This is a genomic window from Herbaspirillum sp. NPDC101396 (genome assembly GCF_044767365.1).
GTDB lineage: Bacteria > Pseudomonadota > Gammaproteobacteria > Burkholderiales > Burkholderiaceae_D > Herbaspirillum.
In genome coordinates, this window is record NZ_JBIWNT010000005.1 from 411,806 (window position 1) to 424,776 (window position 12,971).

The following is a 12,971-nucleotide window of genomic DNA, read 5'->3' on the forward strand; positions in this document are numbered from 1 at the left end:
TAAATGTTGATGACTGTCAATGGATGGCGTGCGTGCGACGACGCGCCATCTTGTAGAACGCAGGCAACAGGACCAGCAGCGCAATCACGATCACCATGACCAGCGACACCGCGGCCAGGGTCGGATTGACCTGCAGGATCATGTCGTCCCACATCTGCTTGGGTAGCGTGTTCTTCATGCCGCCGCTGACGAAAATCGCGATGGTGAGTTCATCGAAGGAAATGATGAACGCCATCTGCAGGGCCGCTGCAACGCTGCCGATCATCATCGGCAGCTGGATCGTGCGCAGCCGCGCGAAGGCGGATGCACCGAGGATCCGGGCGGCGTCGTCGAGGCGCCAATCGAAGCGCTTGAGCGCCGCCGCCATGGTGACCACGACGTACGGGATGGCCAGCACCGTGTGACCGATGGTCAGGCCGAGATCGGTGCCGACCAGGCCCATGCGCGAGAACAGATAGAACAGGCCGACCGCCACCACGATGCGCGGCACGATCAGCGGCGCCAGCAGAAAGGCAAACACCGGCTTGGTCCAGCGCGGCGGCAGACGCGTCAGCGCCAGTGCCGCGCCAACGCCTAGCGCGGTGGACGCCAGCGCGGTGACGATGGCGACGCCGAACGAACGCAGGAACGAGGCCTGCCATACCGGCGAAAAAATGAAGGCTTCGAACCAGCGCAGGCTGAAACCCTGCGGCGGGAACGACAGGAACGGCGAATTGGTGAAGGCGATCGGGAACACCACGACAATCGGCAGTGACAGTAATGCCACCGCGAGCAAACTGTAAAGCTTCAGTCCCTTCACTTTCTGCAGCACCGGGCCGGCCGCGCCGTAGCCATTGCCGCACAGGCGGCCGATGCCGATCAACAGCGCAGTGGTCGCGGCCGAACTGTTCTTCTTCGGCGCCGCACGGGCGTCACCGCTGAGCGAAGACAAACCCACCAGCTTGTCGTACAGAATGAACACCGCCACCGCGAAGATCAGCAGGATGGTCGACAGCGCCGCCGCATACGGCAGGTTGAACAGGTCGTTGATGGCCGAGATCACCAGCTGCGCGACCATGGTTTCCTTCGGTGTGCCGAGCAGCGCCGGCAGGATGAAGAAGCCCAGGCTGGTGATGAACACCAGCAGGCCGGCCGCCGCGATGCCGGGTCCGGCCATCGGCAGGAACACCGAGAAAAAGGCGATCGATCGATTGGCTCCCAAAGTCTCCGCCGCCTGCAGCAGTTGTGCGTTGACGCCGCGCATGATCGGCAACATGTTGATCACCGCCAGCGGCAGCATGGCGTGCACCATGCCGATCATCACACCCAGCATGGAGGGCGCCAGCGCGTGCGGATCGTCCACCAGGCCGAGGCTGGCGGCCAGCGTCAGCAGGATGCCGGTCTTCGACAGCATCAGGATCCAGGCGAAGGTCTTGACCAGGTAGCTGGTCCAGAACGGCACCATGATCCAGATCATCCAGCGCTCGCGAAAGCTGTCGCTCAACTGGCTCAGGAAATACGCCACCGGAAAACCCAGCGCCACCGACAGCAGCGCCGTCAATCCCGAGATCAGGAAGGTGTTGCCGAGCACCTTGGCGAACACCAGGTCGTTGGTCATGCGGCGGAACTGGTCGAGCGTGGCGTGACCGTCGGCGTTGACCATGCCGGTCTGCAGGATCTCGACCACCGGCACGCAGAAGAAGCAGATCAGGAACACGAAGCACGGCAAGGCCGGCAGCCACGCGCGCAGCGACTTTTTCGCCGCGCTTGAAGAGAATGAACTGGACATGGTGAATCCTCGTATCGGTGGAACTGAGGCTTAGCAGGTCACGACGGCGGCATGTTCCGCATGCCAGCGGATGCCGACGCCGTCACCGACGGCCGGTGCTTCGCGGCGGCCGCAGCGCAGCAGGAACGGCCGGCTTTCGCCGATGTCGACCATCACGCGGATATCCGAGCCGGCGAACACGACTTCACTGACGATGCCCTTGACGTAGGCATCGCCAACGCCGGCCAGGCAGGCTTCTTCCGGTCGCACCACCAGCGAGATCTCGGCGTTCATTCCCGCGCCCTCCGGACGCTGCGTCGGCAAAGGCACGTTGAAGCGGCCGTTGCCAAGGCATGCACCGGACGCCCCGGCGGCACTGTCCTGCACCCGTCCCGACAGCAGGTTGGAGTAGCCGATGAACTGCGCCGAGAAGGCCGTGGCCGGTCGGTCATACAGATCCTGCGGCGTGCCGATCTGTTCGATCTTCGACTGGTTCATCAGGCAGATGCGATCGGACAGGTTGAGCGCTTCTTCCTGGTCGTGCGTGACGTAGATGAAGGTGGCGCCAAGATCCTTGTGCAGGCTGCGGATTTCGGATTGCATATGTTCGCGCAGTTTCTTGTCGAGCGCCCCCAGCGGTTCATCGAGCAGGATCACCGACGGCTTGTAGACAAAGCAGCGCGCCAGCGCGATGCGCTGCTGCTGGCCACCGGACAGCTCGCGCGGCAAGCGGTTGGCGTAGCTGCCCATCTGCACCATTTCCAACGCATCGCGCACGGCCGCCGTCATGGCCGCCTTGTCCATCTTGCGCATGCGCAGCGGATAGGCGATGTTTTCCCACACCGACAGATGCGGGAACAGCGCATAGCTCTGGAACACCATGCCGATGCCGCGCTCGCCGGCAGCGGTGTGGGTGGCGTCCTTGCCGTTGATGAATAGAGAACCGCCGCTCGGCTCGACCAGGCCTGCAAGTATCTGCAGCAGTGTGGTCTTGCCGGATCCGGACGGTCCCAGCAGGGTCAGGAACTCGCCGTCGCGGACGTCGAGGTCGGTCGGCGACAGCGCCGTAACGCTGTCGTAGTGCTTGCTGATTGCACGTGTTTGCAGTCTGGCAGTCATGACTTGTATCGCGATCAGGAAAGTAACCAGGCGTTGAAACGGTCCGATACGGCGTTGCGGTTCTTGTGCCACCAGAGGCCGCTGGGCGGACGCATCAAGGCGATGTTGGCTGGTGCGGTGGGCAGGATGGCGGCACGCGCGGCGGGGATGTCCTTGTAGGCCTCCAGTGCGGTCGGCCCGTATGCCAGCGTGTCGGTAAAGCCGCTCTGGCGCTTGGCGTCGGCACAGAACTTGACGAACTCCTTGGCGACGGCGGCACGCGGATTGCCCTTGGGCACGCCCCAGCCTTCGATCGAATACAGACCCTGGTTCCAGTTGATCGCCACCGGTGCGCCGCCTTCGATGGCGGTTTGCGCACGTGCATTCCAGGTCGAGATCATGTCGACTTCGCCGGACTGGATCAGCTGCATGGCCTGGGCGCCGCTGGTCCACCAGACCGCCACGTGCTTCTTGATGCGGTCGAGGCTCTTGAAGGCGCGGTCGAGGTCGAGCGGGTACAGCTTGTCGGATGCAACGCCGTCGGCCATCAGCGCTTGCTCCAGCGTGTCGATGGCATTGCGGCGCAGCGAGCGGCGACCGGGGAATTTCTCGACGTTCCAGAAGTCGGCCCAGGTCTTGGGCGGATTCTTGGCGAACTTGTCGGTGCGGTAGGCGAGGATGGTGGCGTACACGTCGACGCCGACGAAGCTCGATGTGATCGAACCAGGCAGCATGTTCTTGAAGTCGGTCGGCACGATGCCGAGCGGCTCCAGCATGCCGGCTTCTTCGAGAATCGGAATGTCCTGCGCCAGCGTGAGCGTAGTGACGTCCCACACGAAATTTTTGGTTTGCACCATGGCGGTCAGTTGCGCAACAGGCTGCGCTTCGCGGGCGACGTTGACGATTTTTACGCCCGTGGCTTTTTCAAACGGATCGTAGAAGGCCTTGCGATAGGCTGCCGTGTAAGGACCGCCCGGGTCAGCCACCACCAGTTGCTTGGTTTGCGCCATGACCGACGACGCGACGCCGGTGACGCCCGCGGCCGCCATGCCTGCAGCGCCGGCCATTTTCAGGACGGTGCGGCGATGATTGTTGAATTGCTGAGTCATACGTACTCCCATAAGTGGTTGTTAGAGGAATTGCCGACCTGCGACTGCGGTGGTGCCTTGTGCTGCAATGTGATGCCGGTTCCGGTTCAGCCGCCGATGGTGCGGCCGCGCTTCTTGAAGAACTCTTCCATCATGCGGGCCGGTTCGCCGGTGGCGTAGGCTTCGCCCTGGATGCGGCGGCCGGCGGCGATGGCGTCGACAAAACTCGGTTCGGTGATCTCGTAGAAGCGCTGCTTGTCGAGGCGCATGGCAACCGGCGGCTTGGCGGCCAGTTCACGTGCGATGGACAGCGATTTGCTCATGACCTCGGCGGCCGGCACCAGATGATGGATCAGGCCGAGGCGATGCGCTTCTTCGGCTTCCATCATGCGGCCGGTCAGGGTCAGTTCGATGGTGCGCGACAGGCCCAGCATCTGGGTCATGATCCACGGACCGGTGACGCTCGGAATGCCCGAATTGATTTCCGGCTGCCCCATGCGCGAGCCGGCATGGCCGACGCGGATGTCGCCCAGCAGCGTCACCTGGAAAGCCGAGCCGGCGGCGGTGCCGTTGAGCGCCATGACCAGCGGCTTCTTGAGCGAGCGCAGCGTGCGGTAATAATTTTCCCACTCGGTCATCCATTCATCGGCGCGTTGCTCGTCGAAGCCGTGCGCCTCTTCCAGGTCCTGCCCTGCGCAAAATGCGCGATCGCCGGCGCCGGTCATGATGATGGCGCCGATGGCCGCGTCCTGATCGCTGCGCTTGAGCGCGGCGATGATCTCGGCGCGCATTTCGCTGTTCCAGGCATTGAGCTTTTCAGGGCGGTTGAGGGTGATGATGGCGACGTTGCCGTCCTGTGAAACCTTGATGAATTTTTCCATAACTATTCCTATGCAATAAATAATATGTTATACCGCTAATTCATGGTACAGCAATTACCATGCCTGTCTATATGCGCTGCAAGATGGCTTATTTCGCTTGTAAACAGTGCATTTCATCTGCTTTTACGGTGCGGTGCACTACGATTGCGCCGCGCGCGATCGGCGGCGGTGCAAGCAGATACGGCAGCGAAAAGAGGAAAAGAGAGCGGAAGGGGTCGATCAGACGCGGTGACGCTGCCCGGGATGGACTGCGTCACTGCGAAGAGTTGTACTCAGGCGGGATTACTTGAAGAGCGGGAGAAAATTGGTTGGCTCAGCGCGCCAGCTGACGAATGCCAAGCGCGACGATGACGCCGCCGCAGAGACGGTCGATCCAGAGTTTGCCGGCACGGTAGTGGGAGGCAATGCGCGCGTGCGACATCAGGATCGCCACCATGGAATACCAGGACGTGGCCACCACGCCGACCACGCCCAGCATGGCGGCGAAGGTCGGCCACGAGACGTGGGCCGGCGTTGCTGACGCGAACACCGCGGCGAAGAAGGCCATCGATTTCGGATTGACGATGTTGGTCAGGAAGCCTTGCACGAAAGCCTGGCGCAATCCCGCCGCCTCTTCCATGTTGACTGCGGCGCTCGCCTCGTTCGACGATGCAGATCCGCTCCCCGCCTTGAGGATGAGATTGCCGCCAAACCAGATCAGGTAAGCGGCCCCTGCGATCTTGACCGCCAGCGCCGCCCATGGAAACGCCGCGAACACGATGCCCACGCCAAGGATGGCGCAGGTGGCCCAGAACAGATTCACGATCACGATGCCGGCCACCAGCGCCAGTGCAGCAGCACGCGTGGACGACACCGCCTTGTGTACGACGGCGACAAAATTGGGACCGGGAATTGTCACGCCGGTGATATAGACGGACAGTACCGCAAGTACGGCAGGCCATTGCACCATGTCGATGTCCCTCTCTTACAGTGAACGCGTGATGCCGCCGTCGATGCGGATGTTCTGGCCGGTGATGTAGGCGGCCGCATCGGACGCCAGATGCGAGGCCAGCGCCGCGACTTCGCTTACTTTGCCGTAACGCGCCATCGGGATCAGCTCCTTGATGCCGGGCTTTTCCGGCAGGCTGTCGATGAAGCCGGGCAGGATATTGTTCATGCGGATGTTTTCCGGCGCGTACTTGTCGGCGAACAGTTTGGTGTAGGCCGACAGGCCGGCGCGGAACACGCTCGAGGTCGGGAACGACTGCGACGGCTCGACCGCCGAGAAGCTAGATATATTGATGATGGTCCCGCCGCCCTGCTGCTGCATCAGCGGCGTCACCAGGCGCGCGCTGCGCACCACGTTCATCAGATAGACCTCCATGCCGAGCAGCCATTCTTCATCGCTGAGTTCGAGCACCTTGCCCTTGGGACCGTGACCGGCACTGTTGACCAGCACATCGATTCGGCCCCAGCGCGCGAGGCAGGCATCGACGGCTTTTTGCAGATCGACGACCGAACGGTTGGAGCCGGTGACGCCGACACCGCCCAGGCTGTTGCCGAGCGACTCGCCTTTGCCGGAGGAAGAAAGAATGCCGACGCCGAAGCCGTCGGCCGCCAGTTTTTGCGCCACGCCGGCGCCCATGCCGCTACCGCCGCCGATGACAAGGGCTACTTTGATTGTGCTCATTTGCTGCTCCGTGAAAATGCGATCCGATCAGAACGCGACAGCGTACACGATCATCCGGGGATTTGCCGGACGCCATCATTTCCCGAAGAGCACGACCAGGCTGCGGCTATCCGCAATTGACATTTTGGCACCGTGCAATTCTGTAGACGTTTTACAACGGTTGGAGCAAGCGCAGGCGGGTATTGGCTTTCCAGAGCCTATCAAGATGCATGTTTGGTTTGATCATGCAAATGTAAATGGTTATGATTCTTATCCATTACAGATGCTTACGTTTTCTTTGCATGCCTCCGGCTGCATCGAACGAGGAAAACGCCGGCGTCGCCCTCATCGTTTTTTATCCTTCCAGAAGACACCATGACATCGCTCCCGCTTCCCCGCGCCATTGCCGCGCAAACCCGCTGCGCCACCGCCATCGCCGCTGCGTTGATGACGCTGTCCGGCGCTGCGTATGCGCAGCAGACTGAAACCCCTAATACCCTGGAGACTATCCAGGTGAGCGGCGATTGGCTGGGCACCGGCCTGCAAAACAGCGTGAAGACCTATCCGGGTGCGCGCACCGTGATCAAGAAGGAAGAAATTCAAAGCAGCGGCGCGGTCACCATCGGCGACGTCATGCGCCGCATCCCCGGCGTCCAGGTCACCGACAACTCCGGTACAGCAGGCGGCGCCATGTCGCTCAATATCGGCGTGCGCGGGCTGACCGGTCGCTACTCGCCGCGTTCGACTCTCTTGCTCGATGGCGTGCCGATGGCATCGGCCCCCTATGGACAACCACAAATTTCTTTTGCTCCGGTCAGCCTGAACAATATCGAAGCAATTGACGTCGTTCGTGGTGGCGGCGCCGTACGCTACGGCCCGCAAAACGTCGGCGGCATCATCAACTTCCGCACACGCGCCATCCCGACCGAACCCGGTATCAGCGGCGACGCCACCATGCGTTACAACAGCTTTGAAAAAGGCGGCTCCAACAAACAGTACACCGCCTTCGCCGGAACGACGCTCGACAACGGCCTGGGCCTGGCCTTCCTGTATTCCGGCACCGACGGCTCCGGATGGCGTGCCAACAGCAATGAGCGCATCAACGACTTTGCACTGAAGTTCCGCTACGAAATCACCCCCAGCTCCGAGATCTACGGCAAGGTTTCCTACTACGACGTCATCTCCCGTACGCCTGGCGGTCTGACACCCGCGCAATACAACGCCGATCCATTCCAGAACACCCGCACACGCGATTACTGGAAAGGGAATCGCCGCGGCATTGATCTCGGCTATCTGAACACGATCTCCGACACGCAGGAATTCGAAATTCGCACCTACTACAACGAGAGCTATCGCGAGAGTGCACTGATCGGCACGTCCACTACGCAGCTGACGCATCAGCCCCGTTTCTACGAAACTATCGGCATCGAACCTCGTTTCACCCAGCGCTTCACCACCGGCAGCGTGACCAATGACGTCACAGTTGGCTATCGCTACATTGGCGAACGTGGTCACGACGACAATTTTGCCGAAACGATCGCAACAGGTGCCTATGGTGCTGCAACCAAAAACAAGAATCGCACCGATGCACACGCCGGCTATATCGATGACAAAATTTCCTTCGGCGCCTGGCGCATCACACCAGGTGTACGTTTCGAACACATACAGACGACCCGCCAGAACGTAGCGTCGCCGATCAAGTTCGAAGTCACCAACAACAAACCGCTACCATCGCTCAACATTGCTTACCTGCTCACGCCGGAGCTGACGCTGTTCACCAACTACAATACTTCGTTCGGTGTCGTGCAGAACACGCAGCTGAGCGCAGCTTCCGCGCCGAACAACCTGCAACCGGAACTGGCCAAGACGGCGGAACTCGGTGCACGCTGGAAGGGCGGCAATCTGTCGGCTGAAGCAACCTATTTCAACATTCGCTTCGACAATCAGATCACGTTGATCACGTCGCCGGACACGTATCAGAATCTCGGCAAGACTCAGCATGATGGTCTCGAAACTGCCGTCGACTATGCCTTCGACCAGGACGGCATGTTCCGCGGCCTGAGCGTGTATGCCAACTACACCTACACTCGCGCAGTGCTGAAGTCCGGTGTGAATTCGGGCAAGGACGTGCCTTTCTATTCGCGCACTACCGATACTATCGGCGGACGCTATCAGATCGGCCCCTGGGGCTTCAATCTGTCGTCAACGCATCAAAGCCGACAGTTCTCTGACGAAACCAATAGCCAGATCGAAACCACCGACGGAAAGAATGGTCCGATTCCCGGCTACCGCATCTGGAATGCGCAAATGGACTGGAAGGTACCGAACGCAAAAGGATTTGACGTAATGGCCGGCATCAACAACCTGACTGATCGCCGCTACTATTCACGCACCACCGACGGCAACCAGGGCAGCATCGTCGGCGCGCCACGCACAATCTACGTGCAAGGCCGCTACGCATTCTGATGAGGTGATGTCCCGACGTATGCCCCCGGGTGTACATCGGGCGTTCGTCGGGCGTACGTCGGCTGTCTTCCGGATTTTCCCCTTCAGCGGCGCCCGGGCAGCATCTTTACACCCGGGCCGGCCTGAAACTCTTCGCCAGCTGATTCAACATGAACTCCGGCGCCAGCCGGCTCATCAGCTTGAGCACGTTGCTCAATCCCGGACGGATCTCCAGCTTGCCCGCTTCGATGCCTTTGATCGCACGGTCGGCGAGCTCTCTTACATCCATCGCCTTCATGTCCTTCACCTCGTCCTTGAACTCGTCACGGAACAGGGGCGTCTCTGTTCCCGGCGGCGCCAATTCGATCACGGTGACGCTGCTGCCGCGCAATTGCACGCGCAACGCCTGCGAGTAGGAGTGCAGCGCCGCCTTGGTGGCGCTATAAATCGGTGAAGAAACAAACGGAACAAAAGCCAGCCCCGAAGAAACGTTGATGATTGCGGCTTCCCGTTGCGCTTTCAGGTGCGGCAGGAATTGCTGCACCATGCGCAGCGGCCCGCTCAGATTGATATCGATCTCGCGCGTAATATCGGCGACGCCATGACGCATGTCGTTGAGGTCGAGGTTGCGCATGATGCCAGCATTGTTGATCAGTACATTCAGCGCCGGAAACTGCGTGGTCACCTGTGCGTGCAAGGCGGCAATCGCCTCGACGTCGCTGACGTCGCTGCGGATGATGTGCACCGCCGGCAGCGTGCGCTTGGCAGCCTCCAGCTTGCCGGCGTCGCGGCCGGTGATGATGACTGTGTTGCCGAGCGCCAGCAGGCGGCGCGTCAATTCCAGGCCGATGCCGCTGCTGCCGCCTGTGATGAGGATGGTTTTGTTCTTCAATTGCATGACTGCTCCCGTAGATGGATCTGACCTTGAATCGATGGCCGCTTCATAAGCTTTGCTGCGCAAGTTTTACTTGTCATAAAACCCGCCAAAACCCAGTATAGGGACTACACTCTCTTTTAGAAAGTAGGCACTCGACAGTGCGAGAGTTACCAAAAGGAGAGCCAGAAAATGAAGATCGCACCACCCACCAAAGAGCAGATTGCCAAGGCGTATTACTACACCACCCAGACCCCGCCGAAAGAAATCGATCCGCGTCTGGAAGCACTTGTCACCGAGGTGATCGGCCGCGTCGCCGACAAGTGGACCATGCTGATTCTGGAAGTGTTGTCGGAACACGGCGAATCGCGTTTCACACGCATCGGCGAACTGGTCGGCGGCATCAGCCAGAAAATGCTGACGCAGACACTGCGCCAGATGGAACGCGACGGCTTGCTGATTCGCACCGTACATCCGGTGGTGCCGCCGCGCGTCGAATACAAGCTGACCGAACTCGGCATGAGCCTGGGCGCGGCATTTTGCGGCGTGTGGATCTGGGCCGCAGAGAACTTGCAAAGCATCGAACAGGCGCGCCGCGAGTTCGATCAGAGAACGGACGGCAAGACAGCGAAATAAATGCGGAAATGAAAACGCTCTGCATTCTTTCTACGGAATGCAGAGCGGAAGACCTGCAACTGAATGCAAGCGGTTGTCGCAAACTCAACGCCAGCCGCGATGCCAGCCGTACTGCGGATGACGCCAGCCCCAGCCGTAGTGGGCGTGGTATTCCCAGGCATAGCCCGGACCGGGCGAGGCATAGGTCGGCTGCACATACACCACGCCCGGCGGCGCAACGTAAGCCGGTTCGACATACGCCGGGCGCACCGACGGCGGCGTCACTACACAGCCGCTGACGGCGACCGCTACGGCAGCGACCGACAACAGGCCTGCAATCCTGATCATTCTGGTATTCATCTTTTTGCTCCTCGTTGGGAAATCGGATCATGATCAGCCTCATGTCGACCGGTCTGGCAGACGCCGGACGCAACAAGGCTGTTACCCGTTTAACGGGGAGAGACCGCAAAATGAAGACTGTAAAGTTGTATTAATCTGTAAGAAGATTCAGCAATTTGTCAGACGTTGCCAAAGAATACATTCACCATCTCGCCATCGCCGGAGACCCTCCGAGTACGCCGCTCAACTCTCCGCCGCATCGGTCGAACACGTCAATTCCTCCCACTGCGCCAGCTCCTGCGTCAACTCACCCAGCTTCTTCCTCACCAGCGCCAGCGCATCGCTGCCCAGCAGCAAATGCGTCGGCGGCGCCGGACTGTCGACCAGCCTCAGCATTGCCTGCGCGGCCTTGCGCGGATCGCCGGTCTGTTTGCCGCTACGCTCGGCGCGCGTGGTGCGGATAGGATCGAACAGCGCGTCGTAGTCGGGGATGCTGCGCGGCGAACGCACCATCGAGCGGCCGGCCCAGTCGGTGCGAAACGATCCCGGCGCGACAGCGGTAACGAAGACATTGAAGGCCTTGAGCTCCTTGCCCAGGGTTTCCGAAATCCCTTCCAGCGCAAACTTGCTGCCGCAGTAATACGCGATGCCCGGCATCGTGATGAAGCCGCCCATCGAGGTGATGTTGATGATGTGCCCGCGCCGGCGTTGGCGCATGAAGGGCACGACGCCTTTTGTCACCGCCACCGCGCCGAATACATTGACGTCGAACTGACGTTGCAGTGCGTCCATGCCGGATTCCTCGAAGATGCCTTCGTGTCCGTAGCCGGCATTGTTGACCAGTACGTCGACCGCTCCGATGCTGCTCTCGACCTCGGTGGCGATCCGTTCCGCCGCGGCAAAATCGGTGACGTCGAGCAGGCGCGCAAACGCCCGCCCCGGCCGGTCGGAAAATTGCGCCTCGAAAGCGCGGCGGGCGTCTTCGCTGCGCACCGTACCGATCACGCGATGGCCTGCAGCGATGGCGGCTTCCGCGAGCGCAAGGCCGAAGCCGCTGCTGACGCCGGTGATGAAAAAAGTTTTGGATGCGGACATGGCAGTTCCTTTGCTGTGCGTGAAAACAAAAACGAAAATCGACCAGGCCATTATCGATTTTCGCGCACGCCGCGGCTGCCGATTCTTCTCACATGATTGTCTGATTCTCTGAGTTGCTGGCGGAGCAGCGCAGAAGATGGCAAAGTAGCCGCATTATCGATTGCCGGATTCAATGAAATGCCCACCTCCCCTGCACCCGGCACTCCCGCCGAAGTCCGTCGCCGCATGGTCGCCTTGCTGGCGGCGCTGACGCCGCTGGAAGGCTATAACCTGTCGCCGCTGGCCGACGTGCGCTTCCTGCGTTCGAACCGTCCGTTGAAGCGCATGCCGGTGCTGTATGAGCCGGGCATTGTGATCGTGGCGCAAGGACGCAAGCGCGGCTATCTCGGCAGCGATGTGTATCTGTACGATGCGCAGCATTACCTGGCTGTCGCGGTGCCGGTGCCGTTTTCGATGGAGACCGATGCCAGCGAGAAGGAACCGATGCTGGCGATCTATCTGCGGCTGGATTTCAAGGTGGCGGCCGAACTGATGATGCAGATCGATGACCGTGTCGGCCCGAGCATCGCCAGGCCGCGCGGAATGGTGTCGACGCCGATGGAAAGCGCGCTCGCAGTGTCGGTACTGCGTTTTCTGGAGGCAATGCATGATCCGCTGGAGGCGGAGGTGCTGGGGCCGTCGCTGGTGCGCGAAATCTATTTCCGCGTGCTGACCGGTCAACAAGGTGGAACGATGCGCGCTGCGCTGACCCTGCAGGGTCAGTTCGGCAAGATCTCGCGCGCCATCAGCATGATCCACCGCAGCTACGACGAAGCGCTGGGCATAGAACAACTGGCGAAGGAAGCCGGCATGAGCGTGCCAACCTTCCATGCCCACTTCAAGACGGTGACGGATACCTCGCCGATGCAATACCTGAAATCAACGCGGCTGCACCAGGCGCGCCTGCTGATGCTGCGCAACGGCATGACGGCGGGCGCCGCCTGTGCGCAAGTCGGTTACGAAAGCGCGTCGCAGTTCAGCCGTGAATTCAAGCGCCTGTTCGGCCGCACGCCGGTCGATGAAGTCGAGCGCATGCGCAAAAGCTTTGCGCTCCCGCCGCAGGAGGACGGCGCGCAGTTTGTCTCATCCCACTAAGAGCGGC

12 protein-coding genes are annotated in these 12,971 nt (G+C 60.8%); 3 read left to right on the forward strand and 9 right to left on the reverse strand.

Translation table 11 applies throughout. The features are described from left to right. Nucleotides 1-16: 16 nt before the first annotated feature. The 6 genes from ACIROY_RS19245 to ACIROY_RS19270 form a co-directional block, all read right to left on the reverse strand. Nucleotides 17-1,768 (reverse strand): ABC transporter permease subunit, encoded by a 1,752-nt coding sequence (locus tag ACIROY_RS19245; RefSeq protein ID WP_402343346.1) that lies wholly within the window; start codon nucleotides 1,766-1,768, stop codon nucleotides 17-19. A gap of 30 nt (nucleotides 1,769-1,798) precedes the next feature. After that, nucleotides 1,799-2,866 carry an ABC transporter ATP-binding protein gene (locus ACIROY_RS19250; protein WP_402343349.1) on the reverse strand — a complete coding sequence of 356 codons (1,068 nt, stop codon included), beginning with the start codon at nucleotides 2,864-2,866 and terminating at the stop codon, nucleotides 1,799-1,801. A gap of 14 nt (nucleotides 2,867-2,880) precedes the next feature. After that, nucleotides 2,881-3,954: an ABC transporter substrate-binding protein gene (locus tag ACIROY_RS19255; RefSeq protein ID WP_402275783.1), complete on the reverse strand. Its 1,074-nt coding sequence runs from the start codon at nucleotides 3,952-3,954 to the stop codon at nucleotides 2,881-2,883. Between the two features lie 86 nt (nucleotides 3,955-4,040). Beyond that, on the reverse strand, nucleotides 4,041-4,814 hold the full coding sequence (locus tag ACIROY_RS19260) for an enoyl-CoA hydratase/isomerase family protein (protein WP_402275786.1): 774 nt from the start codon (nucleotides 4,812-4,814) through the stop codon (nucleotides 4,041-4,043). Between the two features lie 313 nt (nucleotides 4,815-5,127). After that, entirely contained in the window at nucleotides 5,128-5,763 is a 636-nt protein-coding gene (locus ACIROY_RS19265) for a LysE family translocator (RefSeq protein ID WP_402275789.1), read from the reverse strand. A gap of 15 nt (nucleotides 5,764-5,778) precedes the next feature. Then, entirely contained in the window at nucleotides 5,779-6,483 is a 705-nt protein-coding gene (locus ACIROY_RS19270; RefSeq protein ID WP_402275792.1) for an SDR family oxidoreductase, read from the reverse strand. 354 nt (nucleotides 6,484-6,837) lie between these two features. Here ACIROY_RS19270 and ACIROY_RS19275 point away from each other — a divergent pair, with 354 nt between their 5' ends. Beyond that, complete coding sequence (locus ACIROY_RS19275) at nucleotides 6,838-8,928, forward strand: TonB-dependent receptor family protein (RefSeq protein ID WP_402343352.1); 2,091 nt, start codon at nucleotides 6,838-6,840, stop codon at nucleotides 8,926-8,928. A 106-nt stretch (nucleotides 8,929-9,034) separates the two neighbouring features. On the opposite strand, the gene ACIROY_RS19280 is transcribed toward ACIROY_RS19275, so the two are convergent. Beyond that, the gene (locus tag ACIROY_RS19280; RefSeq protein WP_402275798.1) at nucleotides 9,035-9,805 is read right to left on the reverse strand and encodes an SDR family oxidoreductase; all 771 of its coding nucleotides are present in this window, start codon (nucleotides 9,803-9,805) and stop codon (nucleotides 9,035-9,037) included. Nucleotides 9,806-9,973: 168 nt separating this feature from the next. On the opposite strand from ACIROY_RS19280, the gene ACIROY_RS19285 reads away from it, so the two are divergent. Beyond that, nucleotides 9,974-10,417, forward strand: coding sequence for a winged helix-turn-helix transcriptional regulator (locus tag ACIROY_RS19285; protein WP_402275801.1), 444 nt, complete (start codon nucleotides 9,974-9,976; stop codon nucleotides 10,415-10,417). A gap of 84 nt (nucleotides 10,418-10,501) precedes the next feature. On the opposite strand, the gene ACIROY_RS19290 is transcribed toward ACIROY_RS19285, so the two are convergent. Both ACIROY_RS19290 and ACIROY_RS19295 read right to left on the reverse strand, forming a co-directional pair. Beyond that, on the reverse strand, nucleotides 10,502-10,756 hold the full coding sequence (locus ACIROY_RS19290) for a hypothetical protein (protein WP_402275803.1): 255 nt from the start codon (nucleotides 10,754-10,756) through the stop codon (nucleotides 10,502-10,504). A 222-nt stretch (nucleotides 10,757-10,978) separates the two neighbouring features. Further along, a complete protein-coding gene (locus tag ACIROY_RS19295; RefSeq protein ID WP_402343355.1) occupies nucleotides 10,979-11,830 on the reverse strand; it encodes an oxidoreductase in 852 nt (283 codons plus the stop codon). Between the two features lie 177 nt (nucleotides 11,831-12,007). On the opposite strand from ACIROY_RS19295, the gene ACIROY_RS19300 reads away from it, so the two are divergent. Next, on the forward strand, nucleotides 12,008-12,964 hold the full coding sequence (locus ACIROY_RS19300) for an AraC family transcriptional regulator N-terminal domain-containing protein (RefSeq protein WP_402343358.1): 957 nt from the start codon (nucleotides 12,008-12,010) through the stop codon (nucleotides 12,962-12,964). Nucleotides 12,965-12,971 lie beyond the last annotated feature (7 nt).

Excerpts from the sequence above, each read along its gene's own strand:
- ACIROY_RS19245 (WP_402343346.1), bottom strand. The coding sequence starts at position 1,768 with ATGTCCAGTTCATTCTCTTCAAGCGCGGCGAAAAAGTCGCTGCGCGCG.
- ACIROY_RS19250 (WP_402343349.1), bottom strand. The coding sequence starts at position 2,866 with ATGACTGCCAGACTGCAAACACGTGCAATCAGCAAGCACTACGACAGC.
- ACIROY_RS19255 (WP_402275783.1), bottom strand. The coding sequence starts at position 3,954 with ATGACTCAGCAATTCAACAATCATCGCCGCACCGTCCTGAAAATGGCC.
- ACIROY_RS19260 (WP_402275786.1), bottom strand. The coding sequence starts at position 4,814 with ATGGAAAAATTCATCAAGGTTTCACAGGACGGCAACGTCGCCATCATC.
- ACIROY_RS19265 (WP_402275789.1), bottom strand. The coding sequence starts at position 5,763 with ATGGTGCAATGGCCTGCCGTACTTGCGGTACTGTCCGTCTATATCACC.
- ACIROY_RS19270 (WP_402275792.1), bottom strand. The coding sequence starts at position 6,483 with ATGAGCACAATCAAAGTAGCCCTTGTCATCGGCGGCGGTAGCGGCATG.
- ACIROY_RS19275 (WP_402343352.1), top strand. The coding sequence starts at position 6,838 with ATGACATCGCTCCCGCTTCCCCGCGCCATTGCCGCGCAAACCCGCTGC.
- ACIROY_RS19280 (WP_402275798.1), bottom strand. The coding sequence starts at position 9,805 with ATGCAATTGAAGAACAAAACCATCCTCATCACAGGCGGCAGCAGCGGC.
- ACIROY_RS19285 (WP_402275801.1), top strand. The coding sequence starts at position 9,974 with ATGAAGATCGCACCACCCACCAAAGAGCAGATTGCCAAGGCGTATTAC.
- ACIROY_RS19290 (WP_402275803.1), bottom strand. The coding sequence starts at position 10,756 with ATGAATACCAGAATGATCAGGATTGCAGGCCTGTTGTCGGTCGCTGCC.
- ACIROY_RS19295 (WP_402343355.1), bottom strand. The coding sequence starts at position 11,830 with ATGTCCGCATCCAAAACTTTTTTCATCACCGGCGTCAGCAGCGGCTTC.
- ACIROY_RS19300 (WP_402343358.1), top strand. The coding sequence starts at position 12,008 with ATGCCCACCTCCCCTGCACCCGGCACTCCCGCCGAAGTCCGTCGCCGC.